The sequence below is a fragment of the Defluviimonas aquaemixtae genome, assembly GCF_900302475.1.
Classification (GTDB): Bacteria; Pseudomonadota; Alphaproteobacteria; order Rhodobacterales; family Rhodobacteraceae; genus Albidovulum; species Albidovulum aquaemixtae.
In genome coordinates this window covers 908,234-932,342 of record NZ_OMOQ01000001.1, presented here as the reverse complement: position 1 = coordinate 932,342, position 24,109 = coordinate 908,234, and the positions used below count along the sequence as shown (strand labels likewise).

27 protein-coding genes are annotated in these 24,109 nt (G+C 65.4%); 16 read left to right on the top strand and 11 right to left on the bottom strand.

The features are described 5' to 3' along the window. The first annotated feature begins 51 nt into the window (after positions 1-51). Both DEA8626_RS04605 and DEA8626_RS04600 read left to right on the top strand, forming a co-directional pair. Positions 52-1,245, top strand: a complete 1,194-nt coding sequence (locus DEA8626_RS04605) for a cytochrome P450 (RefSeq protein ID WP_108851867.1) — start codon at positions 52-54, stop codon at positions 1,243-1,245. A gap of 120 nt (positions 1,246-1,365) precedes the next feature. Further along, positions 1,366-2,805: an FAD-binding oxidoreductase gene (locus tag DEA8626_RS04600; protein ID WP_108851866.1), complete on the top strand. Its 1,440-nt coding sequence runs from the start codon at positions 1,366-1,368 to the stop codon at positions 2,803-2,805. 40 nt (positions 2,806-2,845) lie between these two features. Here the strand turns inward: DEA8626_RS04600 and DEA8626_RS04595 are convergent, their stop codons facing one another. After that, on the bottom strand, positions 2,846-3,307 hold the full coding sequence (locus DEA8626_RS04595; RefSeq protein ID WP_108851865.1) for an Lrp/AsnC family transcriptional regulator: 462 nt from the start codon (positions 3,305-3,307) through the stop codon (positions 2,846-2,848). A 151-nt stretch (positions 3,308-3,458) separates the two neighbouring features. On the opposite strand from DEA8626_RS04595, the gene DEA8626_RS04590 reads away from it, so the two are divergent. The 5 genes from DEA8626_RS04590 to DEA8626_RS04570 all read left to right on the top strand — a co-directional run bounded on the left by DEA8626_RS04590 (position 3,459) and on the right by DEA8626_RS04570 (position 7,455). Continuing rightward, positions 3,459-3,764: a DUF2849 domain-containing protein gene (locus DEA8626_RS04590; protein WP_108851864.1), complete on the top strand. Its 306-nt coding sequence runs from the start codon at positions 3,459-3,461 to the stop codon at positions 3,762-3,764. Continuing rightward, on the top strand, positions 3,757-5,427 hold the full coding sequence (locus DEA8626_RS04585) for a nitrite/sulfite reductase (RefSeq protein ID WP_108851863.1): 1,671 nt from the start codon (positions 3,757-3,759) through the stop codon (positions 5,425-5,427). Before DEA8626_RS04590 ends, DEA8626_RS04585 begins: the two co-directional genes overlap by 8 nt. Continuing rightward, on the top strand, positions 5,417-6,187 hold the full coding sequence (locus tag DEA8626_RS04580) for a phosphoadenylyl-sulfate reductase (protein ID WP_108851862.1): 771 nt from the start codon (positions 5,417-5,419) through the stop codon (positions 6,185-6,187). Before DEA8626_RS04585 ends, DEA8626_RS04580 begins: the two co-directional genes overlap by 11 nt. Continuing rightward, positions 6,184-6,558 carry a DUF934 domain-containing protein gene (locus tag DEA8626_RS04575; protein ID WP_108851861.1) on the top strand — a complete coding sequence of 125 codons (375 nt, stop codon included), beginning with the start codon at positions 6,184-6,186 and terminating at the stop codon, positions 6,556-6,558. Before DEA8626_RS04580 ends, DEA8626_RS04575 begins: the two co-directional genes overlap by 4 nt. A gap of 69 nt (positions 6,559-6,627) precedes the next feature. Continuing rightward, on the top strand, positions 6,628-7,455 hold the full coding sequence (locus DEA8626_RS04570) for a ferredoxin--NADP reductase (protein ID WP_108851860.1): 828 nt from the start codon (positions 6,628-6,630) through the stop codon (positions 7,453-7,455). Between the two features lie 60 nt (positions 7,456-7,515). Here the strand turns inward: DEA8626_RS04570 and DEA8626_RS04565 are convergent, their stop codons facing one another. Beyond that, positions 7,516-8,256 (bottom strand): DUF6639 family protein, encoded by a 741-nt coding sequence (locus DEA8626_RS04565; RefSeq protein ID WP_146188832.1) that lies wholly within the window; start codon positions 8,254-8,256, stop codon positions 7,516-7,518. Positions 8,257-8,451: 195 nt separating this feature from the next. Next, positions 8,452-9,015 (bottom strand): hypothetical protein, encoded by a 564-nt coding sequence (locus tag DEA8626_RS04560; protein ID WP_108851858.1) that lies wholly within the window; start codon positions 9,013-9,015, stop codon positions 8,452-8,454. Between the two features lie 170 nt (positions 9,016-9,185). Between DEA8626_RS04560 and infC the strand changes: the two genes are divergently transcribed. The 6 genes from infC (at position 9,186) to DEA8626_RS04530 (ending at position 12,512) form a co-directional block, all read left to right on the top strand. Then, complete coding sequence (gene infC, locus DEA8626_RS04555) at positions 9,186-9,725, top strand: translation initiation factor IF-3 (RefSeq protein WP_108851857.1); 540 nt, start codon at positions 9,186-9,188, stop codon at positions 9,723-9,725. 48 nt (positions 9,726-9,773) lie between these two features. Further along, the gene (gene rlmJ / locus DEA8626_RS04550) at positions 9,774-10,556 is read left to right on the top strand and encodes a 23S rRNA (adenine(2030)-N(6))-methyltransferase RlmJ (protein ID WP_108851856.1); all 783 of its coding nucleotides are present in this window, start codon (positions 9,774-9,776) and stop codon (positions 10,554-10,556) included. Positions 10,557-10,644: 88 nt separating this feature from the next. After that, a complete protein-coding gene (locus DEA8626_RS04545; RefSeq protein ID WP_108851855.1) occupies positions 10,645-10,989 on the top strand; it encodes an ArsR/SmtB family transcription factor in 345 nt (114 codons plus the stop codon). Further along, complete coding sequence (locus tag DEA8626_RS04540; protein WP_108851854.1) at positions 10,982-11,416, top strand: SRPBCC family protein; 435 nt, start codon at positions 10,982-10,984, stop codon at positions 11,414-11,416. Before DEA8626_RS04545 ends, DEA8626_RS04540 begins: the two co-directional genes overlap by 8 nt. 10 nt (positions 11,417-11,426) lie before the next feature. Beyond that, positions 11,427-12,125, top strand: a complete 699-nt coding sequence (locus tag DEA8626_RS04535; protein ID WP_108851853.1) for a DUF899 domain-containing protein — start codon at positions 11,427-11,429, stop codon at positions 12,123-12,125. 18 nt (positions 12,126-12,143) lie between these two features. Then, positions 12,144-12,512, top strand: coding sequence for a DUF1761 domain-containing protein (locus tag DEA8626_RS04530; protein WP_108851852.1), 369 nt, complete (start codon positions 12,144-12,146; stop codon positions 12,510-12,512). A gap of 10 nt (positions 12,513-12,522) precedes the next feature. On the opposite strand, the gene DEA8626_RS04525 is transcribed toward DEA8626_RS04530, so the two are convergent. The 6 genes from DEA8626_RS04525 to DEA8626_RS04500 all read right to left on the bottom strand — a co-directional run bounded on the left by DEA8626_RS04525 (position 12,523) and on the right by DEA8626_RS04500 (position 19,578). Further along, the gene (locus tag DEA8626_RS04525) at positions 12,523-13,563 is read right to left on the bottom strand and encodes a molybdopterin-binding protein (protein WP_108851851.1); all 1,041 of its coding nucleotides are present in this window, start codon (positions 13,561-13,563) and stop codon (positions 12,523-12,525) included. Continuing rightward, on the bottom strand, positions 13,563-14,534 hold the full coding sequence (locus DEA8626_RS04520) for an XdhC family protein (RefSeq protein WP_108851850.1): 972 nt from the start codon (positions 14,532-14,534) through the stop codon (positions 13,563-13,565). Before DEA8626_RS04520 ends, DEA8626_RS04525 begins: the two co-directional genes overlap by 1 nt. Positions 14,535-14,720: 186 nt before the next feature. After that, entirely contained in the window at positions 14,721-15,194 is a 474-nt protein-coding gene (locus tag DEA8626_RS04515) for a DUF1203 domain-containing protein (RefSeq protein WP_108851849.1), read from the bottom strand. An 87-nt stretch (positions 15,195-15,281) separates the two neighbouring features. Then, positions 15,282-17,204 (bottom strand): OmpA family protein, encoded by a 1,923-nt coding sequence (locus tag DEA8626_RS04510; protein ID WP_181366357.1) that lies wholly within the window; start codon positions 17,202-17,204, stop codon positions 15,282-15,284. A 97-nt stretch (positions 17,205-17,301) separates the two neighbouring features. After that, positions 17,302-18,561: a vWA domain-containing protein gene (locus DEA8626_RS04505; RefSeq protein WP_108851847.1), complete on the bottom strand. Its 1,260-nt coding sequence runs from the start codon at positions 18,559-18,561 to the stop codon at positions 17,302-17,304. A gap of 144 nt (positions 18,562-18,705) precedes the next feature. After that, positions 18,706-19,578 (bottom strand): AAA family ATPase, encoded by an 873-nt coding sequence (locus DEA8626_RS04500; RefSeq protein WP_245890836.1) that lies wholly within the window; start codon positions 19,576-19,578, stop codon positions 18,706-18,708. Between the two features lie 239 nt (positions 19,579-19,817). Between DEA8626_RS04500 and DEA8626_RS04495 the strand changes: the two genes are divergently transcribed. The 3 genes from DEA8626_RS04495 (at position 19,818) to DEA8626_RS04485 (ending at position 22,701) form a co-directional block, all read left to right on the top strand. Then, on the top strand, positions 19,818-20,441 hold the full coding sequence (locus DEA8626_RS04495; protein ID WP_108851846.1) for a LysE family translocator: 624 nt from the start codon (positions 19,818-19,820) through the stop codon (positions 20,439-20,441). A gap of 3 nt (positions 20,442-20,444) precedes the next feature. Then, positions 20,445-21,671 (top strand): MFS transporter, encoded by a 1,227-nt coding sequence (locus DEA8626_RS04490; protein ID WP_245890765.1) that lies wholly within the window; start codon positions 20,445-20,447, stop codon positions 21,669-21,671. A 109-nt stretch (positions 21,672-21,780) separates the two neighbouring features. Beyond that, positions 21,781-22,701, top strand: a complete 921-nt coding sequence (locus DEA8626_RS04485; protein ID WP_245890757.1) for a GT-B fold glycosyltransferase domain-containing protein — start codon at positions 21,781-21,783, stop codon at positions 22,699-22,701. Here the strand turns inward: DEA8626_RS04485 and DEA8626_RS04480 are convergent. After that, positions 22,682-23,359: an FkbM family methyltransferase gene (locus DEA8626_RS04480; RefSeq protein WP_245890756.1), complete on the bottom strand. Its 678-nt coding sequence runs from the start codon at positions 23,357-23,359 to the stop codon at positions 22,682-22,684. The genes DEA8626_RS04485 and DEA8626_RS04480 overlap by 20 nt on opposite strands. A 14-nt stretch (positions 23,360-23,373) precedes the next feature. Further along, positions 23,374-24,075, bottom strand: a complete 702-nt coding sequence (locus tag DEA8626_RS04475) for a class I SAM-dependent methyltransferase (RefSeq protein ID WP_108851844.1) — start codon at positions 24,073-24,075, stop codon at positions 23,374-23,376. Between the last annotated feature and the right edge of the window lie 34 nt (positions 24,076-24,109).

The following is a 24,109-nucleotide window of genomic DNA, read 5'->3' as shown; positions in this document are numbered from 1 at the left end:
CCCGATTGCGCCCGGCCGCGAGTTGGGCTTTTGTGCGGACCGGAGGTGGCGATGAACGCGCTCGATCAATCCCCAACGGATGCCCGCTTCGTTCAGAACCCTTACCAGTTCTATGAGCGCGCCCGCAGGGCAGGACCGCTCTTCTATTGGAACGAATACCAGTTCGTCTGCGCCACCTCGGCCGCCACCGTCGGCGCGATCCTGCGCGACCGCCGCTTCGGCCGCGAGGTGCCGGAAGAGAAGCGCGCGCCCGTCCCCGAAAACGTGAGGCCGTTCTACGCCGTTGAAGCGCATTCGATGCTTGAGCTTGAACCGCCGCGCCACACGCGCCTGCGCAACCATGTCCTCCGCGCCTTCACCTCGCGCCGGATCGCAGCGCTGGCGCCCGAGATCGCGGCGCTGAGCCACACGCTCATCGATGCTTTCCCGGCGGGCGAATTCGACCTTCTGAGCCATTTCGCGCAGAAACTGCCCGTGATCGTTATCGCCCGCCTTCTCGGCGTGCCAGAGGACCGGGCGGACGATCTGCTGCACTGGTCGAACGCGATGGTCGCAATGTACCAGGCCCGCCGCACGCGGGCGACCGAGGACGCGGCGGTCGCCGCGACGAACGCATTCGTCGCCTTCCTGAACGGCTATGTCGAGGAGCGCCTCGCGCGGCCTTCCGACGACCTCATCACACACCTGATCGCGGCCGAGGCAGGGAGCGATGCGCTTTCGACCGATGAGCTGATATCGACCTGCATCCTGCTTCTCAACGCCGGTCACGAAGCGACGGTCCACACGTTGGGAAACGGCGTCAAGGTGCTGATCGAAAAAGGAATCGGCGGCGAGGCCCTGGCGCCCGATCGGGTCGAGGCGACGGTCGAGGAAATCCTGCGCTTCGACCCGCCGCTCCATCTCTTCACGCGCCACGCATACGACGACATCGAGATCTCGGGCCACACGTTCCGGCGCGGCGACGAGGTCGGGCTTCTGCTTGCCGCCGCCAATCGCGATCCGCAGGCCTGGGATCGGCCCGCCCGCTTCAATCCGGCCCGCCCGGCCAAGGCCAATCACAGCTTCGGCGCTGGCATCCACTTCTGTGTCGGCGCCCCTCTAGCGCGGCTCGAACTGCAGGTCGCGCTGCCGATCCTGTTCGAGCGCTTGCCCGGTCTCGCCTTCGCGAAGAAGCCGCGTTACGCCAATCTGTATCATTTTCACGGCCTTGAACGCCTGCAGGTTGCATCCCGAGAGCGCGGTTAAGCCAGTTTTGGCCTTTCGGCGCAATAACGCGGCAGCCAGCTTGCTGCGGATCCCTGATTCCGTTAGCTTCTGCTGGGGCGGTCGGCGCGGCAGAAACCTTTCGTAACAAGGGGAGCTGCCATGACTGTGCAAATCAGAAATCTCGACGCGAAACCCGCGAAAATTACCGATGAGGAACTTGCCGCGCTTGGCGCGGGGCTGCGCGGCGAGGTCGCGCTCAAGGGCGAGCCCGGCTATGATGAGGCGCGCACTCTTTGGAACGCGACGGTGAACCGCAAACCTGGAATTGTGGTGCGCGCGCGGGGCAGCGCGGACGTGCAGGCTGCGGTCAATCTCGCTCAGGAGAAACGTCTGCTCATCTCGGTTCGGAGCGGCGGCCACCAGATCGCAGGTCATGCCGTCGCCGACGGCGCGCTCCTGCTTGACCTCTCGCAGATGCGTTCGGTCCGGGTCGATCCAATGACGCGGACGGCCTGGGTCGAACCGGGCGCGACCCTCGGCGACGTCGACAAGGAAACGGCGGCTCATGGCCTCGCGCTGCCGATGGGCATCAACTCCACAACCGGGATTGCCGGACTGACGCTGGGCGGCGGGTTCGGCTGGCTCACGCGCAAGTACGGCATGACGATCGATAATCTTATCTCGGCGGATGTGGTCACCGCCGACGGCAAGCGGCTGCGCGCCAGCGAAAACGACCATCCCGATCTGTTCTGGGCGATCCGCGGCGGTGGCGGCAACTTCGGCATCGTGACGGCCTTCGAGTTCCGCCTTCACCAGGTCGGGCCCGAGGTTTTAGCGGGGCTGATCGTCTATCCCTATGCCGAAGCCGGCCGGCTGCTGCGTGAGTACCGGCGCATCACGGCAGACGCGCCCGACGATCTGACGATCTGGACCGTGTTCCGCAAAGCCCCACCCCTGCCGTTCCTGCCCGCGGAGTGGCATGGCCGCGAGGTCTTCGTCATTGCCGCGTGCTACGCCGGCGATCCCGCCAAGGGCGAGGCGGCGCTGGCTCCGCTGCGCCGGCTTGGCGAACCGATCGCCGATGTAATCGGCCCAAGCCCTCTTGCGGGCTGGCAGGCGGCGTTTGATCCGCTCCTTGCCCCCGGCGCGCGCAATTACTGGAAGTCGCACGACTTCCTCGACCTGCCCGACGCGCTGATCGACATCCTCGCTGGTGCACTGTCATCGAGCCCGAGCCCGAACTGCGAAATCTTCGTGGCCCATGTGGGCGGAGCGATGGCGCGGGTGCGGCCGGAGGCGACGGCCTATCCTCAGCGGGCCTCGCATTTCATCATGAACATCCACACCCGTTGGGACAAGGCGAAGCAGGATGACGAGTGCAGGCGCTGGGCGCGCTCGATCTTCGACAAGACCGCACCCCACGCCACCGGCACCGCCTACGTGAACTTCATGCCGGAAGATGAGCCCGACCGCATCACCGGCGTCTACGGCGACAACATGCAGCGTCTGTCCGAAGTAAAAGCGAAGTACGATGCGTCGAATCTGTTCCGGCTGAACCACAACATCCAGCCGGCCCGCGAGATGGCGGCGGCGGAATGATGCGCTGGCCGGCGCGCGACGCGCCGGCCACTCCGTTCGCTCACAGCGGCAATTGCGTCGTCGCTTTGATCTCCTCCATGCTGAGAAGCGCGGTGACGTTGTAGATCTTCACCTCTGAAATCAGCGACTGGTAGAACGTGTCGTAAGCGCGGGCGTTCTGCACCCGCACTTTCAGGATGTAGTCGATATCGCCCGCGAGCCGGTGCGCCTCGAGCACTTCGGGGCGGTTCCTGAGCGTCTTGAGGAACTTCTTCTGCCAGTCCGCCTCGTGCTCCGAAGTTCGGATCAGCACGAAGAAACACGCCTCGAGCCCCAGCGCTTCGGGGTCGAGAAGCACGGTCTGCCGCCGGATCACTTGGGCTTCGCGCATTTTACGGATTCTGTTCCAGACAGGCGTCTTCGACGATCCGACTTTGCGGGCGATTTCGTCGAGCGATTGGCCTGCATCCTCCTGCAGCTCACCAAGGATTTTCCGGTCCATCTCATCCAGCCGGACTGACATTCGCCTTTTCCTCCGATTCCGAAACATTGGTTTCCACTTGGCCTAGATACAGAACATGCGTCCTTATTCGCAAGGCTGTATGGCGAAATATAGGGAACATTTCCTATATTGCCTTAAACCCAGCAGACGTTTCCGCCGAGAGGATCAATCCATGAGCCGCGCCTTCACGCCGAAAGTCGTCACCGCGAATGCACTAATCGAAGGTGACGTCGTCTACCTCACCGCGGACGACCGCTGGAGCCGTGAGCATGGCGAGGCAGAACTGATCGAGGACGAGGCGCATGCGCAACTCAGGCTGATCCAGGCGGAAAAGCAGCGCAACCTGATCGTCGGCGCCTATCTCGCCGATGCCCGCAACGGCCCCAACGGACCTGAACCCCTTCATTTCCGCGAGGCTTTCCGCACTCGCGGCCCCTCGAACTACCCGCACGGCAAGCAGGAAGCGCGTCATGTATAAGTACTCCGACTTCGACGAAGCCTTCGTCCGTCAGCGGAACGCCCAGTTCCGCGCCCAGGTCGAACGCCGCATCGACGGCTCGCTTACCGAGGACGAGTTCAAACCGCTCAGGCTGATGAACGGCCTCTACCTCCAGCTGCACGCCTACATGCTGCGCGTGGCGGTGCCCTACGGCACGCTCAACCCCGACCAGATGCGCCAGCTCGCGATGATCGCCGAGCGTTGGGACAAGGGCTACGGCCATTTCACCACGCGCCAGAACATCCAGTTCAACTGGCCGAAGCTGACCGACGTTCCCGACATGCTCGACGCTCTGGGCGACGTGCAGATGCATGCGATCCAGACCTCCGGGAACACGATCCGTAACGTCACCGCCGACCATTTCGCCGGGGCCGCCGCCGACGAGATCGAGGACCCGCGCCCGACGGCGGAGCTGATCCGCCAGTGGTCGACCGACCATCCCGAATTCCAGTTCCTGCCGCGCAAGTTCAAGATCGGCGTCGCAGGGTCCCCCCATGACCGTGCCGTGACCAAGGCGCATGATATCGGCCTTCGGATCGTGCGGGGCGGGTCCGGTCAGACAGGCTACGAGGTTCTCGTGGGCGGCGGGCTCGGCCGCACGCCGATGGTGGGCCAGGTGATCCGGCCGTTCCTAAAGAAGACCGACCTTCTACCCTATCTCGAGGCAATCATCTCGACCTATAACCTGATGGGCCGGCGCGACAACAAGTTCAAGGCGCGTATCAAGATCACCGTCTTCGAGAACGGGATCGAGAAGTTCCGCGATGCGGTCGAGGAGCGTTTCAAGGTCACACGCCAGGAGTTCTCCGGCGTCGATCAAGAGGTCCTGCGCGACATCGAGGCGCAGTTCGCCGCGCCGGCCTTCCGCAACGCGCCCGACGACGCCTATCTCGCCGCGCGCAATTCCGACCCGGTCTTCCGCTCCTGGACCGACACGAACCTGACCGAGCATCGCGCGCCGGGCTACGCGATCGTCACTGTCTCGCTCAAGGCCCACGGAGCGACGCCGGGCGATGCGACGGCCGATCAAATGCGACTTCTGGCCGATCTGGCCGAGACATACGGCCACGGCGAACTGCGCATCTCTCACGAACAGAACGTCGTCCTGCCGCATGTCCACAAGTCGGACCTGCCGGCGATCCACGCCGCGCTCAAGGCCGAAGGCCTGGCGACGGCCAATATCGGCCTCGTCTCCGACATCATCGCCTGCCCCGGCATGGATTACTGTGCGCTCGCGACCGCCCGGTCGATCCCCGTCGCGCAGGAGATCGCCACGCATTTCAAGGCGATCGGGCTCGAAGAGGAAATCGGCCAGCTCAAGATCAAGATCTCGGGCTGCATCAATGCCTGCGGCCACCACCATGTCGGTCATATCGGCATTCTCGGCCTCGACCGCGCGGGCGTGGAGAACTACCAGATCACACTGGGCGGCGATCACACCGAGAACCTGACGCTCGGCGAGCGTGCCGGACCGGGCTTCGCCTATGACGAGATCGTCCCGGCGATCGAGCGGCTGCTGCGCGCCTATCTGGACCTGCGCAAGGGCACGACGGAGACTTTCCTCGACGCCTATCGCCGCCTGGGCGCGGAGCCCTTCAAGGCCGCGCTCTACCCGGCCGAGGCCGAGCGCGATGCCGCTTGAAGCCCCACTCCCGTCGATCGACGAGCGCGTCGCAGCGCTCAACGACCGCTATCGACACCATTCGGCGACCGCTGTGCTCGAACGCGCACTCTTCGATCCGGAGGTCGGAAATCTGGCGCTGGTGTCGTCGTTCGGCGCAGAATCCGTAGTTCTCTTGCACCTCGTCTCGGTCGTTGCACCCGGCACTCCGGTCATCTTCATCGATACCCAAATGCTCTTCCCGGAAACGCTGGAGTATCAGCGTGAACTTGCGGGCAAACTGAACCTGACGGATATCCGCACGATCCGCGCCGACCGACGGGATACGGATTTCGAGGACCCGGACGGGACGCTGCACCAGTTCAACACCGATGCCTGCTGCAACTTGCGCAAGGTGGTGCCGCTCGAACGCGCACTCATGGGCTTCGACGGCTGGATCACGGGCCGCAAGCGCTTCCAGAACGCCGACCGCGCTACGATTCAGTTCTTCGAGAATGAGGACAACAAGCGGATCAAGGTTAATCCGCTTGCCCATTGGGGCCGCGAGGACCTGATCGACTACATGGACAACAACCGCTTGCCGCGCCACCCCCTGGTCGCGAAGGGTTATCCTTCGATCGGCTGCGCACCCTGCACGAGCCCGGTCAAAGAAGGTGAAGACCCACGCGCAGGGCGTTGGCGTGGAACGCAAAAACAGGAATGCGGCATTCACTTCATCAACGGGAAGGTTGTGCGCCGCCCCCTGCCGCAGGACGACGACACCAAGGAGACGGCAGCATGAGCGTGATCGTGCGCGACGACGGCTTTCACGCCGAGGACTACAAGGGCGAGAAGACGCTCGACATCGCCGAGGACACGAGGCCCGAGGCGCTGCCCTCCGACTTCGACGGCGTGGATATGATACGCGTGGCGTTTCCAAGCTTCGCCGACGGGCGCGGCTTCAGCCTTGCACGCCAGCTGCGCGCGAGAGGCTACGCGGGGCGGCTCCGCGCCAAGGGCCACGTGATCGCCGATCAATACGCGATGGCGCGGCGCGCCGGATTCGACGAGGTCGAGATCGACGACGAACTCGCCCAGCGCCAGCCAGAGGACCAGTGGATCTTTCGGGCCGATTGGCGAGACCATGACTATAGGTCGCGGCTGAAAGCCTGATCCGGGGGGTTTCCCCGTTTTCGAAACCTGACTAGAAGGATGGGCGGGTGACGCGCGCCCTTGAAAGTGATGAACGATCTGAAAACCGTGGATGATCTGAACGCCACCCCCGTCCGCACCTTGCCGGACACCCAGGAAGTCACGGCGGTGCAGCACTGGACCGACCGACTGTTTTCGTTCCGCGTAACGCGACCGCAGTCCTTGCGATTCCGCTCCGGCGAATTCGTGATGATCGGGCTTCTGGACGAACGCGGCAAGCCGCTTCTCCGCGCCTACTCCATCGCCTCGCCGAACTGGGACGAGGAACTGGAGTTCTATTCGATCAAGGTGCCCGACGGCCCATTGACCTCCAAGCTTCAGCACATCCAGCCGGGCGACGAGATCATCCTGCGCCCCAAGCCCGTGGGCACGCTGGTTCTCGATGCGCTCATGCCCGGCAAGCGGCTATGGTTTCTCGCCACAGGCACCGGCATCGCCCCCTTTGCCTCCCTCATGCGCGACCCAGAGACGTATGAGAAGTACGACCAGGTCATCATGATGCATACCTGCCGGACCACCGATGAGCTGGAATACGGCCGACAGCTTGTCGAGAGCCTGAAAGACGATCCGCTGATCGGGGAATTCGTCGGCGATAAGCTGAAATACTACCCGACCACGACTCGGGAAAAGAGCGAGCGCATGGGCCGGATCACAGACAACCTCTCATCCGGTAAGGTCTTCGACGATCTCGGCGTTCCGCCGATGGACAAGGAAACAGACCGCGCGATGGTCTGCGGCTCGCTCGCCTTTAACATGGACGTAAAAGCCGTTCTGGAGGGATTCGGGCTGCGCGAAGGCGCGAACTCCGACCCGCAGGAATACGTCGTGGAGAAAGCCTTCGTAGGCGACGGCATCTGATCCGGACCAGGCACCACCTGCACGGCACCAGATGCGATCGAGCCCCATAAGCGGCCGTGACTAGAAGTGTTCACGATCCAGAAGTACCGTGCCATCCGTGATCTGGCCGATGAACGCGCAAGGATCATCCCGCTGCTGCAAATGCGTCCACGCCCTTTGCGCGAAACGATGCGGGGCGAAGTAAAGGATCATCTTGCTCAGTTCGTCGCGCGAAACCTTTCGGTCCAGATCGGCGCGAGCTGCGAAAGTGCGCTGTTCCTCTTCGGATAGCGACATCACCTGCATCGAGTAAGCGACATATTCGTTGGCGGCGGCACAGCTTGAAAACGGGCAAGGAACGCTGTCGAAGGCGGCATGGGACAGTTCATGGACGATAATGCTTCGGAAATAGTCCTTGGAGGGAAGAAATGAGAATGCGCCATCCGGGTCGCGCCGTTCATCGACCTTTCCGGGCGTAAGCACTTCGATCTTGTCGTTTCCACAGTGATAAAGGGCGACACAGCCATCCAATAGGTCTTCGACCACGTGGATCGCAACAGGACGATCCAGCGAAGGCACATTGCATTGCCCGAACATCTCCTCGGCAAACGCTGCGGCCTCGCAAACTGTCTCGGCCACGTGGGAGCTGCCAGAAGTCACGCTAACCACGCTATCCGGGCACACCATCGGTTCGGAACGAAGCGGCGCGGCTGAAAGAACTGAGCACAGAAGCGTCGCGGCCGCGCGCCGGCCCGTGTTTCCCATGACAATGAGATTGGCTTTTTCGACGGATCCGGCAGGAGGTCTGGTCTCAACGGTCAATGACTACACCCCCCCAATACCCGCCGCGCGATCGCTCGCGACCCGTCCAAGCATAGGACATACTGACATGCGCGTCGGATCGGGGCCATGTTCTGAATCAACGCGGCCCGCGTGGCCGGTCAAAACGAGAAACGCCGCGAAAGAAAAAGGCCGCACGGACTGCGCCGCGCGGCCTTCATTTCTGTCTGGGTCGGATCAGAGGCCGAGCGCGGCCTTGATCTGATCGATTGTCGGCTGCACCAGGTCGGGATTCGCCCTGGCGGCTTCTACGGCGGATTTGAGCGTCGCCTTCGTCCCTTCGTCAAGCGAAGAAGCGTCGATCGTGGCGATCACGCTGTCAGGGTCGAATGTCGCCGGATCGAGAGCTTCCGTCATCGCCGCGCCAGCATCATCCGCTGCACCGGCAGCTGCGTCGGCAGCTTCTCCCGCGGCATCCATCGCCTCGCCGGCCGCTTCGGTCGCGGTGTCCGCCGCCTCTCCAGCCGCTTCGGTCGTGGCGTCCATAGCCTCGCCGGCCGCTTCGGTCGCCGAATCAGTTGCCTCGGTGGCGGTGGCAGCGGCGTCATCCGTAGCCTCGGTCGCCGCTTCGGTGGCATCCTCGGCCGCCTCCGTGGCGGTGTCGGCCGCCTCGGTCGCGGTTTCTGCTGCCTGCTCGGCCGTACCCGTCGCTTCCTCGACCTGCTCGGACGAGGAGTAATACCAGATACCACCGATCACGAGGATTGCGGCAAGTATGGCTATCAGCACATTTCTATTCATTCTGAGCGCTCCACAATACTGGAGATGAGGGGTTGCTTCGTTGCTATGACAGAAACACCCGGAATAGGAAAGCAGGTCCGTGGCGACGCGCGGAAACCGGCTTGAAACAGCCACCTCGCACGACTAATTTGCCCGGCACCTGATACGGCAACGACAGAAGGAGTGCCACCATAGCCCGCAGACCTCACAACGCCCCGCCGACTCGCGATACCGGACCTCGCGTCAACGATCGCATCCGCGCCCCAGAAATCCGCCTGATCGGCGCCGAGGGCGAAAATGTCGGCGTCGTCACACCCGTCCGCGCCATGGAGATGGCCCAAGAGGCCGGGCTCGATCTTGTGGAGATCTCGCCAAACGCGACGCCGCCTGTCTGCAAGATTATGGATTTCGGCAAGTTCAAGTACGAGCAGCAGAAGAAAGAGGCCGAGGCGCGGAAGAAGCAGAAGGTCATCGAGATCAAGGAAATCAAGTTCCGCCCCGGCACCGACACGCATGACTACGACGTCAAGATGCGCTCGGTCGTGAAGTTTCTCGAGGCGGGCGACAAGGTGAAGGTCACACTGCGCTTTCGCGGCCGCGAAATGGCGCACCAGGAGCTGGGGCTCGATCTTCTCAAGCGCGTGGCGGCCGATGTCGACGAGATCGGCAAGATCGAGAACATGCCGAAGCTCGAAGGCCGGCAGATGGTGATGATGATCGGCCCGAGGTAACTGCGGCGCACGAGCGCGCCGCTTGACGCCCGTGAAAGGGGCGCGCCGATGCTTTCCTACCAGCACAGCTACCACGCCGGGAATCTCGCCGACGTGCACAAGCACGCGGCGCTGGCCGTTATGCTCGACTACCTGACGCGGAAGAAAAAGCCGCTCAGCTATATCGAGACGCATGCCGGGCGCGGGCTCTATGCGCTCGACGCGGCCGAGGCGGTGAAGACCGGCGAGGCGGCGGCGGGAATCGGTCGCGCGCTCCAGGTTCTTCCTGCGGACCATCCGTATCGCCGGTCAGTTGAAAACCTGCGCGCACGATACGGGGCGGCCGCGTATCCCGGCTCGCCGCTTCTCGCGGCGCTGCTGCTGCGTCCATCCGACCGACTGCACCTGGCCGAGCTTCATCCGCAGGAATTTGCCGCACTCAAAGCAGCCATGAGCCCTTACGGTGCCTCCTGTCGGCGGGAGGACGGACTGAAATTCGCTCTGTCGATCACCCCGCCCGAGCCGCGCCGGGGCCTGATGCTCATTGACCCGAGCTTCGAGGTGAAGGCGGAATACGGCGCCCTGCCGCCGCTCGTCGCGAAGATACATGCGAAATGGAACGTCGGAATCGTCGCACTGTGGTATCCGATCCTCGCCTCGGACGCGCATGCGCCAATGCTCGCCGCGCTGGAGGCACGTGGATTGCCGAAAACGCTCCGCCACGAAGTCAGCTTCCCGCCCGCACGCGGTGGGCGCGGGATGTTGGGCAGCGGCCTATTCGTCGTCAACGCACCCTACGGGCTGGCCGCCGAGGCGGAGCGCCTCTCCGCCCTTTTCGCCTCTCTGACCTGAGCCATCTCTTGCGGCCGTGACGGGGCCATCGGCGGCATCATTCACCTTTTTGGTTGACTGACACTGTCTCCCGGTGTAATTCATCCATATGGTTGAACGAGCGCATATAGACCGGTTGACCGAGATCCTGAAGGCCGCGAGCGACCCGACGCGGAGGGCGATCCTGACGCTATTGGCGCAGGACGGCCCGACCCGCGTCACCGAGATTGCGGCGCGCTTCGAGATGAGCCTCAATGCCGTCTCGAAGCACATCAAGGTTCTCGAATCCGCCGGACTCGTCAGCCGCCGCACCTCCTGGCGCGAACACATCATCGAAGTGCAAATGGAGCCCTTGGCCGAGATCGACCGCTGGTTCCGCAATCTGCGCTCGATCTGGGAATTGCGGCTCGACGCCCTTGAACAGCTGCTTACCGAGGAGATGACTGATGACTGACACCGCCACCGACCTCACCCTGACCGTCACCCGCCTGATCAAGGCCGACCCCAAGCGCCTGTACGACGCCTGGCTCGACCCCAAGATGATATCGCGCTTCATGCGTCCCGACGCCGATGTGACAATCCCGCAGGCGACAAACGACCCCCGCGAGGGCGGGCGTTTCGACATTCTCATGCAAGCGGGCGACAAGCAGATCCCCCATGCCGGCACCTACCTCGAACTGCGCCCGCACGAACGGATCGTCTTCACGTGGGAATCGCCATTCTCGACCGACGGCTCGACCGTCACACTGGCGTTTTCGCCTGAAGGCGACGCGACCCGCGTGACGCTGACCCATGTGAAGTTCGCCTCCGAAGAGATGCGGGACAACCATGAAAAGGGCTGGGGCGGGATTCTCGACGCGCTTCAGGCCGAATTCGCATGAGGAGGAGATCATGACCTCGATCACCGACCGCGACACCTGGCTTGCTGCCCGTCTCGAACTTCTGGATGCCGAAAAGGCCCATATGCGGGCGGGCGACGATCTCGCCGCCCGCCGCCGCGCCCTGCCGAAGGTGCGGATCGAGAAAGACTACCGCTTCACCGGCGCCGGTGGCGAGGTCAGCCTCGCCGACCTCTTCGGCCCGCATACGCAGCTCGTCGTCTATCACTTCATGTACGGCACCGACTGGGAAGAAGGCTGCCCGAGCTGTTCGTTCTGGGCTGACAATTTCGACGGTGTCGACGTCCATCTCGCCGCCCGCGACACGGCCTTCGCCTGCATCTCCAAGGCGCCTTACGACAAGCTCGACGCCTACCGGAAGCGCATGGACTGGCGCTTCCGCTGGGTCTCGGCCTCCGGAGGCGACTTCAACGAGGACTTTAACGTGAGCTTCACGCCGGAAGAGCTTGAGACAAAAAGCAATGTCTACAACTTCCGGAAGGGCAATTTCAATGGCCCCGAAGCCCCCGGCCTCAGCGTCTTCGAACGCCTGGAGGACGGCACTATCCTTCACACCTATTCGACCTTTGGCCGGGGGTTAGAGGCCATCAACGGCGCGTACCACATGCTCGACCTCACGCCGAAAGGCCGCGACGAGGAAGGCCTGGATTACACGCAGGCCTGGCTCCGCCGGCACGACCAATACGCCTGACCACGAGAGGAGACACCTATGGACCCGCTCAACTGGCCCGCCATCATCGTCGGCACGCTCATCGCATTCGCCCTCGGCATGCTCTGGTTTGGCCCGATCTTCGGAAAGGCTTGGGCGAAGGGCAGCCACGGCATCAAGCCGCCCGCGCGCCTGCCGGTCGCGGCAATGTTGCTGCAGCTCGCGGGCACGTTCCTTCTCGCGCTCGTCATCGGCCTGACGGCGCAGGTGAACGCGCTCGGCACCGCCATCGCGGCGATCCTCGCCCTCGCCGTCCTGCAGCTCGCGGGCGGCCTCTTCAGCCAGAAGAGCGGTGCTGCGGCACTGATTGACGGCGGCTATGTCGTGGTTATGGGCGCCCTGATGATCCTCATCCAGGGTCTTCTGTGACACACCCGGCTCAAATCCCTCCGCCGGAGGCATTCCGGTCCCGGTCCCGGTCCCACTCGCGCGGCTGGGGCCGGATCGGGATCTCCTTCAGAAGCCCGCCGACGCCCATCGCCGCGATATCGGCATCCGTCACCTCGAGCCCGCAAGCCAGCCGTTCCAGCACCCAGTCCGCGCCGTTGAGCGCGGGCGAGCGGGCGCAGCCCGGCAGGCCGATCACCGGTCGGTCGCCGAGATTGCCATGAAAGAGCAGATTGCCGGGATCGACCGGCATTCCGAAGCGTGCGACCCGGCCGCCCGCGCGCCGCACCGCCTCCGGCGCGACATCGTTCAAGTCCGAGGTCGCAGCCCCGGTCAGGATCAGCGCCATATCCCCCTGCAGCCGCGTGAGCGCCTCGGCGATCGCACCCTCCTCGTGCGGCACCGTTTCGACTCCCGCCAGATCCATTCCCAGCGCGCGCAGCCGGCCAGCGATCACCTCCCGCGACTTGGTTTCGAGCTTGCTTGCCTCGCCCCCCGCGTCGGTCAGGATCAGGCCCGCGGACTTCCTGATGACGGGAAGGACGCGGACCGCACCGCCCTCGACGGCCGCGACGGCCCGGTCGAGAGCCGCGATCGGCACCGAATAGGCGATGATCTTCACGGTACCGACCAGCATCCCCTCGGACACCCGCGCATAGGGCGCGAGCGTGGCGAGCGTGATCGACGGGTCGATCAGATTCAGCGCGTGGATGCGCGCGGCGTCGATCCCGACGATCCCCGGCCCCGTCGCATTCAGGTTCACGCGTCCCCTGTGCGGCGTGCAGAGCGTCAGTCCAGCCGCCTCGGGTTCGGGCACGAGCGCGGCGGCTAGTTGCGCCGCAGCGGTATCCTCGCCGATATCACCGGGCTCGAGCCGCGCGACGGTGACGCGCGCCACACCGTCTGCCTTCAGCGCCGCGATGTCGGACGCGGACAGCACCCGCCCCTTCGCGATCTTCCGCCCTTGGACCCTCAGCGAATGCCCGAGCACCGCGCCTTTCGCATCGTCCAGGTCCACTGGCCCGAACCGCATCAGCCGCGCCTCAGCACTGATGTAACCTGAGCCATGACCGAGACCGCGATTTCACCCGGCGACTTGGCCCCGATATCAAGTCCGACCGGCGCATGGATGCGGGCGATCTCCGCTTCCGTGAACCCGGCCTCCGTCAGCCGCGCGACACGTTTCGCATGCGTCCGTGTGGAGCCGAGGCAACCAAGATAGAACACCTCCGAGCGCAATGCGGCCTGGATCGCCGGGTCGTCGAGCTTGGGATCGTGGGTGAGTGTTACAACCGCCGTGCGCTGATCGAGCCCCACGGCTGCGATCGCCTCGTCTGGCCAATCGTGGGTGATCACCTCGCCCGGGAAGCGCGACTCTGAGGCGAAGGCCTCGCGCGGGTCGACGATCAGGGGATCGTAGCCGCAGGCCCGCGCCATGTGGACAAGCGGCTGGGCGATGTGGACCGCGCCGACGATGATCATCCTGAGCGGCGGGTTATGGATATGGACGAACTCGGCGCCCTCGATGCCAGACTTGTCCGAACGGAACCGTTCGGCGAAGGTGCCGTCGCGGGGGGCCAGCCGCCGTGCCCAAGTCTCAAGGTCGACGATATAGGCGACCGGCACACGCCCCTCCCGCCCGGCGACGATATCGGCGAGCATGGCCTCCGGGAGAGCAGCGCCCACGGGTTCAACCAAGACGCGGATCGTGCCGCCGCAGGCCAGTCCGACGGCGAACGCCTCCTCATCGCTCACGCCGAAGGTCAGAAGACGCGGCGTACCGTCGACCAGCGCGGCATGCGCCTCTTCGACGACCGCGCCCTCGACGCATCCGCCAGAGACGGAGCCCATCATCTCGCCCTTGCCGGAAACGGCAAGCTGGCTGCCGACAGGCCGCGGCGCTGAGCCCCAGGTCTCGACCACCGTAGCGATCGCTGCGCCGTCGCCGGCATGTTGCCAGTCGAGCGCGGTCTCGGGAATGCGGTCGTATTCGGGCCTGTCCATGCCTTGTCCTCCGGCCTTCAATATGAGCCGGAGCCAAAGGCGCCGCCAGTGCCAAAAGGTCGGTGTCGGGGCCTTTCTCCTCAGGTCTGAGCGACGGCCCGCATGAGCGCCCCTGACACCCGTCCGGGGCGCGGGGCAATGGCTTGGTCGCGATACGCGGCCGCAGTCGGATCACGGCCCACGCGCCTATTCAGCGCGGCGGATTCGTACCTGGAAGCAGTTGTTGCGCGCGGAGCGCACGTCGACGAAAGCCACGCGCGGGTCGTCGAGAAGCGTCGCGGCATAAACGGATACCTCGTCCTGCGGCACGATGCGGCCCGTGCCATAGAAGATGCGGTGATCATCGGTGTAACCCTTCAGCAGATAGTCAGGGCTCATTTTCAGGATCGGCGGCACACCCTCCCCATGCCAGGGCGCGCAGTCCTCCGCGCAAAGAAAGATCGGCCCGCATTCCGCATAGGGCTGCAGCGCCGGAAACGGCCGGTGGGCAAGGATCAGAAACTCGGCACCGTCCGGCACCTGGCCAAGACAATGCCGGCACGGCTCGCCCTGCCCGGTCGAAATTGCGCCGCGCTCGGGCGGTTGACCATTGGCGTCTGGGCCGCCCGCCCGCAAGGCGCGGACCATGTCGCTGTCCATCGGCTCGTAATGCAGCCTCATCGCAATCTCCGTCGTTCAGGGCTGCGAGGACAATGGGCCGCGCCCGACTGGGGCGCGACCCGATCCTTGCGCATTCGCGGTTTTGCGTCAGTTCGCGGCGGATTGCAGCAGGTCGGTGATTCGCCGGACGCTCGCCCGCCGGTTGGCGCGTTCGGCATCCTCGGTCGGGATCTTGAGGAACTCCTCGCCGTAGCCTTGAACGACGAGGTTCTCCGGCGGCACGTCGAAATACTCGGTCAGCGCGAGCGCGACCGATTCCGCCCTCCGGTCGGACAGCGCGAGATTGTATGCCGCCGATCCGACCGCATCTGTGTGACCCTCAATCAGGAAGATCTCGCGCGCATCCTCGTCCACGTAGCTGCGGATTAGATTGCCGAGCTGAGACAGCGCGCGCGCTTGATCGGGACGGATCGCCGCCGAGCCGGTTTCGAAAGTGATCGCGTCAAGGTCGATGACCGGGACGAGCGCCCGAACCCGCTCGATGCCGCGCACCTGGGCCAGCGTGAAGCGCCGATCGAATTCGGCCTCGCGCGCAAGAGCCGCGCGCAGCGCGTCCTCGTTTGCATTGGGGTCGAACACCAACTGGGGCGCGGGATCCGGCAGGCTCGCGATGTCGACGGGTTCAACCGCTATCGTATCGTCGATCAGGATCGTCTCCGTCCCGTCTGCCGCGACGTGAATGCGGCGCAGGACGCGGTATTCGGCATCCCGGATCGTAACGATCCTGGAGCCGTCATCGCGCGTCACGGTCGTGCGCGTCGAGCCGTCCGAGAAGGTCTCGTTCCTGACAGTCGAACCGGGCTGCCTGAGGAGCGCATTGTCGTCCTTGATGATCTGCTGCGTGCCGTCCGCGCGCGACACGACGACGCGGTCGCCTGAGTTCAGCTCGACCTTGCGGTTGTTGGACAGGATCGCCCCGACCGCAACCGCGCCGAGACCCAGAAGCACGGCCTTCTCGGTATCGGACAGACCGTTGTCGTCCTTCGCCGGACCGGATGCGGCCGCTGCCTCGTTCACCTTGTTGGCAAAATCCTCGTCGGACGAGCGCGTCGTCTCTTCGGTCACGACCTCTTCGGTCACATCGGCGGTCGCCTCCGCCTGCTCCGGCGCCGCAGCGGCAGCGGCGACGGGCGCCTCGCCGGACGCGGGATCGGGCTGGACGGGCAGCTCTGGCACCGTCTCGGCCTCGGCAGGTGCCGCCTCAGACTCGGCCGTCGCTTCACCCTCGGCGGGGGCGGCGGCGTCGGATTCCGTGGTTGCGGCGGTGTCGGGCTCTGGGACGACGGTTTCCTCGGTGGTCTCGGCGGGGACCTCGGCTGCGGCCACCTCTTCGCCCGGCTCGGTCTCGGCGCCCGCCTCGACTTGGGCCTCGGCCTGCGCCTCCGCTTCGAGCGCGGCCGCAAGCTCGGATTCGTCGGGCGTCGCTTCGGTCTCGCCCGAGCCTTCCGCTGCCGTCTCGGCGCTGGTGCCCTCGGTCGTCGGCGCAACTTCGGTCTCAACGGCGTCGGCTTGCTCGGTCGCTTCGGCCTCTGTCTCCGTCTCGGACGCGACTTCATCACCTGCACCCGTGTCTGGCTCGGTGCCGGCCGTAGCCTCGCCCTCTGATGCCGGAGCCTCCTCGACCGGCGCCTCAGCCGTCTCCTCCGCCGTGGCCTCCGTTTCCGGTGCGACGGCCCCCGCCTGCGCGTGCAATTCCGCTAGCACTTCGACCATTTCGGGCCGGACGCTCGCCGACACGCCCTCTGCGCACGGAAGTTCGGCGCCGTCAGCGCAGATCATCGCCTGCTTCGGCACCGCGAACACGCTCTCGGCGCAGGGCAGATCCGAGCCATCCTCGCAAATCATTTCAGACGACGGCAATTGCGCCACGCCCGGCGCGCAGGGCGTTTCGCTGCCGTCAGCGCACAACATTTCGGGAACCTCCGCCGTGTCCTGCGCCCCGACCGGCATCGGTACTGCGAGCGAAAGGCTCGCGATCAGCGCTGTGGTGGTGTTCCAGGGTCGGTGCATCGTCAGGTCTCCTGAGTTAAACTTATGATCTCGTAACACTAACGCGCCGCGAGACGCGATGTTCCACGAATAAAAAGGGCGCCTGCTCGACCGGTGCTTATCCGCCGATCAGCCGCATCAGCCGTGCCTTCTCGCCGTCGCCGTGCGCTGTGCTTAGCGCCTCGCCCAGCGCCTCGAGCGTCGCGATGGAATGGCCGGCGCGAAAGCAGTCGACATGGGGCAGCATGGCGGCGATTCCACGTGCCTTCGGGACGAATCCGTCCCAGCGTAGGAGCGGGTTGATCCATACGAGCCTCCGCGAAGAGAGCTGCAGCCGCTCCATCTCGCGGCCGAGGTCGTGCTGCAGGTCACGGTCGAGGCCGTCGGTGATCAGCAGCACGACGGCCCCCTGCCCCATCATGCGGCGCGACCAGTCGCGGTTGAAGGCATGGAGGCAGGCGCCGATCCGCGTGCCCCCTTCCCAGTCCTGTGCTTCCGCCCCGGCGGCGGCGAGCGCAGCGTCGACATCGCGCGTCGCAAGATGCCGGGTGATGTTGGTCAGGCGCGTGCCAAAGGTGAAGGCGTGGACCTTCGCCCAGCCCGCGCCCTTCCGGTTCGCGACCGCGTGCAGGAAGTGGAGCACCATCCGGCTGTATTGCGACATCGACCCCGAGATGTCGCACAGGACGACGAGGTTCGGCCAGCGCCGCCGGCGCTTCCTGACCTGCAGCGCCGCGACTTCTCCGCCACGCCGCATCGCGACGCGCATCGTCCCGCGCCAGTCGGCGATGCGACCCCTCGGATCAGCCATGGTGCGGCGCGAGACGAGCGGCCGCACCGGCAGTGACAGCCGCCGAATCATGCGCTTGGCCACGGCGGTCTCGGCCACCGACATCAGCTCGAAATCGAGCGACCTCAGCCGTTCCTCCTCGGACGCTGTCTGGCTCGCGTCGATCTCGATCCGGACCTCGTCGTCCTCTCCCTCGCCCATCTCGGGCAGATCGCGCGTGATGCCGTCGAGCAGCGCCTCGGCGGCGCGCTTCTCGGCGGCGGCTGCCGGGCGTTCCTCCTGTACGCCGCGGATCGCGGGCAGCATGAGGCTCATCATGTGTTCGAGATAGCGCGGGTCGCGCCAGTAGAGCCGGAAAACCTGAGCGAAGACGGCGCGCTCTTCGGGGCGCGACACGAAACAGGCGTGAAGCACCCAGAAGAAGTCGCGCCGCTCGGTGAAGCCCGCCGCCTCGACGGCGCGGACCGCCTCGACGACGCGGCCCGGGCCGACCTTGAGCCCGGCCTTCCTGAGCGCGCGGGCGAAATGGGTGATGTTGGCGGCGAGCTTGCCGTCCTCGGGAATGTCGAGTGCTGCGCTCTCAGACATGCGGCGCGAAGCGGGGGCGCCGCCCCCGCACCCCCGAGGTATTTCTGAACAGAAGAAGCAGGGGGCGTTCCGAGGATCGGGGCATCCGGCTTCCCGGCCGATCCGGCCCGGGTGGCCGGCGACTGGTGCGTGCGCGTTCCATCCTTATGCCTCCGCCAGCTCGGCCCGCACCTCGTCGAGGATCTGCTTTGCGGGCGAGCCGGCGATCTTCTGGATGTCGTCCTGGTACTTCAGGATCGCGCCCAGCGTGTCGGCGATCACCTCGGGCGAGAGCGCGATGACGTCGAGCGCGAGGAGGCACTTGGCCCAGTCGATCGTCTCTGCAACGCCGGGTTTCTTGAACAGGTCCTCGGTCCTGAGCTTCTGGACGAACGCCACGACCTCGCGGCTGAGAGTCTCGGCCGCCTCGGGGGCGCGGGCATGGACGATCTCCATCTCGCGCTCGAAGCTCGGATAGTCGACCCAGTGATAGAGACAGCGGCGCTTCAGCGCGTCGTGGACCTCGCGCGTGCGATTCGAAGTCAGGATGACGATCGGCGGTTCGGGCGCCTTGATGGTGCCGAGCTCCGGGATCGTGACCTGGAAATCGGAAAGCGCTTCGAGCAGAAACGCCTCGAAGGGTTCGTCGGTGCGGTCGAGTTCGTCGATCAGAAGGACCGGCGCGCCACCCGGCTGGGGACGCATCGCGGCCAGCAACGGGCGCTCGATGAGGTAATCCTCGGTGAAAAGCTCGGCCCTCAGCGCGTCCCGGTCGGCCCCTCCGCCCGCCTCGGCGGTACGGATCGCGATCATCTGGGCGGCGAAGTTCCAGTCGCAGACCGCCGAGGCGGCGTCGAGCCCTTCGTAGCACTGAAGCCGGATCAGACGGCGACCGAGCGCGGAGGCAAGCGCCTTGGCGATTTCGGTCTTGCCGACGCCCGCCTCGCCTTCGAGAAAGAGTGGCCGCCCGAGTTTCAGCGCGAGAAACACGACGGTGCCGAGGTCGCGGCCGGAGACATAGTCCTGATCGGTAAGCATCTTAACCACGGCGTCGATCGAGGCGGGAATGGCGGTCACATCGGGCTCCTCTCCGTCACGAGTCATGCTGGTGGCGCAGTCGGGCGGGGTCAAGATCCGTTGCGGTGTCCGCATACGAGACTAAAGCACTGGTAGGCATCTCCATGGGCGGTCCCGTGACGGTTGCCGGCGCGGGCCGCATTGACAGCCGCGTACAGCCGTGGCTCGCTCCGCGAGGATTAATTTGCGGAAAGACATCCATGTCGCTCGATCTCTGGCTGGCCTTCGTCGCGGCGTCGACCGCGCTGCTTCTCATACCGGGGCCGACGGTGCTTCTGATCCTCAGCTACGCGATCTCGCAGGGCCGCCGTGTCGCGCTGGCGACGGCGGCTGGGGTCGCGCTCGGCGACCTGATCGCAATGAGCGCGTCGCTGGCCGGGCTGGGCGCTCTGGTCCTCGCCTCGGCGGCGCTCTTCACGGTCCTGAAATGGATCGGCGCAGTCTATCTGGTCTGGCTGGGGGTGAAGCTTCTTCGCGCGAAACCGACCGTAGGCCTCGGCATTGCTACCGGGGCGAACATCCCCGCGCGCGGCATTTTCAGGCATGCCGCGACAGTGACCGCGCTCAACCCTAAATCCATCGCGTTCTTCATCGCGTTCGTGCCGCAGTTCATCAGACCCGGGGTGCCGCTTCTGCCGCAGTTCGCGGTCTTGATCGCGACATTCGTCGGCCTCGCGGCGGTGAATGCCCTCGCCTACGCGCTTCTGGCCGACCGCCTCAGGGCGCGCATCCGGCAGCCATCCGTGCGGCTGTGGCTGAGCCGTACGGGGGGTGCGGCGCTGGTGGGGATGGGAATCTTCACTGCGGCGCTCAGACGGGCCTGAGCGGTGCTGGGCCTCTTCGCGCCCCTCGCCCATTCCGGGTTCGCGCGGCTCTTCGCCGCGCAGGTTACGGCGCTTCTCGGTACCGGGCTTCTGACCATCGCGCTTGCGCTTCTCGCTTACGATCTGGCGGGGCTCAGGGGCGGGCTTGTCCTAGGCGTCGCGCTGACGCTGAAGATGGTCGCCTATGTCGCGCTCGCGCCGCTGGCCAATGCAATCCTCGGCGGTCTGCCGAGGCGCGGGCTTCTCGTCACGCTCGACCTGATCCGTGCGGGCATCGCGCTTTCGCTGCCCTTCGTCACCGAGATCTGGCAGATCTATGTCCTGGTCTTCCTCCTTCAGGCGTCCTCCGCAGCCTTCACGCCCACCTTCCAGGCGACGATTCCGGACATCCTGCCGGACGAGCAAAGCTATACTCGCGCCCTGTCGCTATCGCGGCTCGCCTACGACATCGAGAACATCGCGAGCCCGTCGCTCGCCGCGCTGCTGTTGCTGGTCGTTCCTGCCAACGGTCTTTTCCTGGGAACTGCGTTGGGCTTTCTCGGCTCGGCGGCGCTCGTGACCTGGGCCAACCCGCCGCCGCCGGCAACGCGCGCGCCGGCCGGGGCATGGCAGCGCACCTTCGCGGGCAGTCGGATGATGCTCACCCGGCCCGAACTGCGCGGCCTTCTCGCGCTCAACTTCGCGGCGGCGGCGGGCGGGGCGATGGTCATCGTCAACACCGCCGTCATCGCCGGCGCGCTTTTCGGGCGCGGCGAGGCGCAGTTCGCGGTCGCGACCGCCGCTTTCGGGGCTGGTTCGATGGCGGCCGCGCTGATCCTGCCGAGACTTCTCGACCGGATCGCCGACCGCTCCGTCATGCTGTCGGGCGCGGTCCTGCTCGCCGTCCTTCAGATCGCCGGCGCGGTGATCTTCGCGACCGCTCAGGTCTTTTCCGAGGCGCTCTGGCCGCTCTACCTTCTCTGGATGACCGCAATGGGGCTTGGCTACGCGACGATCCTGACGCCCGGCGGGCGACTCCTGCGCCGGGCGGCTGCACCGTCCGAGCGGCCCGCGCTCTACGCCGCCCATTTCGCGCTGAGCCATGCTGCCTGGCTCGTCACATATCCCCTTGCAGGCTGGCTCGGCGCGGCGGCGGGCATGGCGGCGGCCTCGATCCTTCTGGGCTTGCTCGCGGCCGCCGCCACGCTCGCAGCGCGCCGGCTCTGGCCCCGGGCGGAGGCGCAGCTTTGACCGCTTTGTTGCCCCGATACACCGCTCTGGCGGCCTTCTCGGCGCGGGCGCTTCACATCGGAGCCGCCGCCCGGTTCAATTCGCGGGAGGGCGCGGTGAGGCGCCGCAGGTGACGGGCAGACCTATGATCGACGCCGCGGAGGTGACGCTCTTCTTCATCGTCGAGCCACCGCACTACCAAAACATGGCCTGCTATCTCGCCGCCTCGATCCGCGAACAGTTCGGGCCGCGGATAAGACTCGTTGGCTATTGCCCCGAACATCGCTTCGGCGAGGTCGGCGACGAGGTGGTCGAGGCGCTTCGCCGGCTGGACTGCGACCTCAGGACATTCCCGACCGAAGGCCGCTTCGACCCGCCCTACCCCCATGGCAACAAGATCCTTGCCGCGCTCGAAGCGCGCGACACCGCTTTTTCGGGCTTCATGGATTCCGACATCCTCTGCCTTCGGCCGAACCGCGTGGAAAACATCGTCTCACCCGGCGCGGTCCGGCTGACACCCGCCGCCTCGATGAATTGGGCGCCGCAGTCGATCTGGACCGGCATCTACGGCGCCTGCGGGATGGAGGTGCCGGCCGAACGCATGATGCTCGCCCGTCAGAAGCGCGGCAAGCCGCGTCTGCCCTATTACAGTTCGGGCTTCGTGACCTTTCCCGAGGATTTCCGCGACCCCGACGGCAAGCGCTTTCCCGAAGTCTGGATGGAGGTCGCGCAGACAATCGACGCGACACCGGACATCCCCAAGAAACGTCCCTATCTCGACCAGATGAGCCTTCCGGTCGCGATCCGGAAATCCGGGCTCGAGGTGCGGCTGATGGACGAGGAGCAGCACTACATCCTCGGCGGGATGCTGCGCGGCCAGCCGCTACCCGAGGACCGCGAAATCTTCACGGTGCATTACAGGCGCTGGCTTCTGATCAAAGAGGCGGGGCTGTCGCGGCAGGGCAAGGACATGCTGCAACGCCAGGCGGGCGTACGACGGCTGGGCCAGATCGGCGGGCCCGACGACGGATTCAAATCCAGTCCAGGTTGACCTTCGTCGCCGGGTAGCGTTCGGCGACGGCGCGGCGCAGTTCCGCGAAACGCGGCGCGAGGTCGCGGAACTTCTTCTCGTGGGTCTCGGCGACGGTCAGCCGGATTTGAGCGAACAGATCCTCTGCCAGCATCGTCTCCAGAAGCTCCAGTTCCGCACCTTCGATATCCATCTTCAGAAAGGCGATCTCGCCGTGGTTCCGCACGAGTTCGCGAATCGTCGCAGGCAAATCGACCAGAGCGACCTCAATCGCGCTGCCTTCGGCTTCGTCGATCCGCCGGCCACCGGTCACGATCGTGCTTTTTACCGACGCGCCCTTCGGGTTCTTATCAAAATTATCCGCGCGCATGAGCTGGATCGCGCCCGCGCTCGTACCTACAGCGGCGTTGTGGAGTGTGACATTTGGCGTATCGGCAAAGGCCGAGGACAGCACGCCGAACGCCCAAGGATCGGGCTCGTAGGAATGCACGTCGGCGCCTGTGGCCGCCAGGGGACCGGTCACAGCGCCGACATTGGCGCCGCAATCCAGCACAACGTCGCCCGGACGCAGCATCGACAGGATGCCCTGCATCAGTCCCTGCGCATGGGCATGGCGCATGTTGCGCGCCTGACGGCGTTTGAGCTTCGCAAGCTCTTCCTCGACACTCAGTTCAGCCACGGCTGCCTCCGGGATCAGTAATCGACATAGTGCGACTGGATGACCGGCTTCGGCGCGACCGGTTCCACGGGCTTCCTGACCGCGTAGAAGATGAATTGCGGCTGGTCGAACGACCGTGTCGCGCCCCGCGCCGTGTGGGTCGGGTCGGGAATGGCGAATGGCTCCTCCCGGCTCGCACGCGGAAAGGTCCAGACGCCAAGCACCTCATAGCCGAGCGAGGCGCCCCAGAACCGCCAGGGGATGTCAGGGCCGACCTGGTAAAAGCCGTGGCCGAACCATCCGTCGGTGCCGACGCAGGACAGAAAGACGCCGCCCGCCTTCAGCATGTGATGGGCATTGCGAAACGCGGTCGCGATGTCGAACACATGCTCGGTCGTGCCGCCGTCGTAGATGACCTCGAACCGGTCCTTCAGATCGTCTCCGACCGGCTCGGACAGGTCGTGGATGAACTCCGCCCCCTCGATGTCGGAGAAATCGAGGCTTTGAAGCGGCGGCCAGCCGATGGCCTTCAGGAAGCTTTCGCAAAACCCGTCCTCCTGGAACAGCTCCTCCTCGCTGGCCTCGATGCCAAGCGCCGCGAGGTTGCGCACGAGCCGCCCCTTCCAGCCGGGACGAAAGTGCATCTTCTGGCGGCCGAGCATGATGCCTTGCGTCTTGCCGGCCAGGAACGGTGTGCAGCGCGCCATATGCGTTGCGATGTTGATGCTGATGCCCATGCTGCCCGAAACGGTTTTCGGGCAAGCTACAAGG